Origin of the sequence: Kitasatospora sp. NPDC057542 (assembly GCF_042801945.1) — a bacterium.
Taxonomy (GTDB): domain Bacteria; phylum Actinomycetota; class Actinomycetes; order Streptomycetales; family Streptomycetaceae; genus Kitasatospora.
The window spans coordinates 1-2,143 of sequence record NZ_JBHVFE010000772.1 but is presented as its reverse complement, the minus strand read 5'-3'; the positions used below and the strand labels follow the sequence as shown (position 1 = coordinate 2,143).

Genomic DNA, 2,143 nt, shown 5'->3' with positions numbered 1-2,143 from the left:
GCGCCCTCCGGCCCGGCCCCCGTGGGGGGCCCCTGGGCGCCCGGCGCCCCCCCCCCGGGCGCGCCCCGGCGGGCGCCCCCCCGTCCCCCCCCCGCCCGGGGGGGGGTCTCCCGGCCCGCCCCCCGCCCCACTCCGCCGGCTGTCGCAGCCCCCGTCTCAGCGCTGAATCACCGAGGCGAGCCGTGACACGTCAGAGGCTGTCTCCGTTGTCGGAATCCGGGCTGCTGTCCGAGATGAGTTGCGCCAACCGGTGACAGTGCTGCCCGATACGCAGGTTGCCCTCATCGGTGATCTCGGGGAGAAGCCGCTCAAGATCGCGGAGGACCACTCTGACGGTGTCCAGATGCCGTGCACCGAAGGAAGCACAGCAGTACAACCAGGTGTGTATGCAGCCCCCGAGCCTGCCGTCGACCATCGTCACAAGGTCGACACCTGCCGGCTCGGCCAGGTTGACCCGTGAGGTCCTGTACTCGCCCCTGGATTCCTGCCACAAGCGGGACACCTCGGCCTCTGGCTCATCAGTCACAGGCATGGCGCTCATTGTCGTGCAGCCGTTGCCGGCATGTCATCCGGATCCCTGGTGTCTTCGGCGGCGGATCGGAGCGCCGGCGATGCCGACGAAGGCGAGGAGGCGTTCGGCCTTGCGCTCGCACGGAATCAGGAAGTCCGTGGGCCGTCCGGCGGGCCCTCCGCCCAGAGCATCAGAGCCGGTGCAGCGCCGCCTCGCAGAGCCGGCACCGCTGCTGCTCCAGCTCGGGCGGGTACCACGGCTCGCCCGGCCGGGTGGGGCGGTAGTGGGCGTGCTCCATCGGAGCGGTGTCCAGTCCGCAGAAGGTGCGCGCCTGTGGGTCCTCCGGGACGTCCGGGTCCTGGCCGGCGGCGTGCACCGCGACCACGCCCGGCCCGACGCCCTCGGGGCCGAGGGCCTGGTCCGGGGCCAGTTCGAAGAGGACGACGATCGCAGCCACGGTCCCACCGTGGCGGGCGGCGGCCGTCCGCGCATTTCGATCTTCACCCCACGGGGGCCATCCGGCCCCGGATTGTCGCGCCGTGAACCTGTCAAAGCAGTGCCCGCGTGCTCCAAGATGACAGCGCACGCCTCGAACGACCGACCGCACCGACCCGACCCGACCGGACCCCGAGGAGCCGCACCATGGGCATCGCACGCCGTGAACTTCTCAAGTGGGGCGCGGGATTGGGCGCCGCCGCCGTCGCAGGCCCCGCCCTGCCGGGCAGCGCCTCGGCCGCCTCCGGCGCCACCACCCCGCGTGGCCTGCCGACGGACAGCTGGATGAGCCGCCTGAGCGGCGACCTCTCCCTGCTCGACCTCACCATCCCCGGCACCCACGACTCCTGCTGCGAGAACCCCGCCTACGGCACCGAGTGGTCGCACACCCAGAACTGGGGAATCCCCCAGCAGCTGAACGAGGGCGTCCGCTTCCTCGACATCCGCTGCAACGGCCTCCAGGGCGCTCCCGACGAACTCGGGATCTACCACTCCGACAACTACCAGCACATCCGCCTCCAGGACGTGCTCGACCAGTGCCGGTCCTTCCTCCGCTCACACCCCGGCGAGACCGTCCTGATGCGCCTGCGCAACGAACGCGCCGGCGGCCAGTCACTCGACGACACCGAGTTCATGCGGCGGGTCAACCACTACCTCGACGCGCTGGGCTACCGCGACCTGTTCCACTTCTACGGCTGGCCGACCCTCGCCACCGCCCGCGGGAAGGTCGTCCTGATCGCCGACTTCGCCAACCCCTGGGGCCTGATCGGCTGGTCCAGCGGCGAGAACGGCTACTTCGACACCCAGGACCTCTGGCAGACCGGCGGCCTCGACCCCCTCGGGACGAAGGGCCAGCGCATCGTCGCCCAGTTCGACAAGGCCTTCCTCAACCCGTCCTACCCGAAGATGTTCGTCAACTTCCTCTCGTACGCGGGTGGTTACTGGCCCAAGACCAGCTCGCAGTCCCTGATGGACCGCACGGTCTACCCCTACCTGAACGCCCGCACCCAGCAGCGCGCCCGGTTCGGCATCGTGCCGATGGACTTCCCGGACTTCCACGTCAACGTGCTGCAGATGCTGGTCGACAAGAACTTCGTCTAGCAGGGCGGGCGGCGGCCCCTCGCACGCCGAGGGGCC

Annotated in this window: 3 protein-coding genes; 1 reads left to right on the top strand and 2 read right to left on the bottom strand. The window is 70.7% G+C overall.

Translation table 11 applies throughout. From position 1 onward, the window contains the following. Positions 1–190 precede the first annotated feature (190 nt). Positions 191–532, bottom strand: coding sequence for a hypothetical protein (locus tag ACFU7Y_RS43315; protein ID WP_224279058.1), 342 nt, complete (start codon positions 530–532; stop codon positions 191–193). 169 nt (positions 533–701) lie between these two features. Next, positions 702–968, bottom strand: a complete 267-nt coding sequence (locus ACFU7Y_RS43310; protein WP_224279060.1) for a hypothetical protein — start codon at positions 966–968, stop codon at positions 702–704. A gap of 185 nt (positions 969–1,153) precedes the next feature. On the opposite strand from ACFU7Y_RS43310, the gene ACFU7Y_RS43305 reads away from it, so the two are divergent. Next, positions 1,154–2,107: a phosphatidylinositol-specific phospholipase C gene (locus ACFU7Y_RS43305; protein WP_224279062.1), complete on the top strand. Its 954-nt coding sequence runs from the start codon at positions 1,154–1,156 to the stop codon at positions 2,105–2,107. The last annotated feature ends 36 nt before the right edge of the window (positions 2,108–2,143 follow it).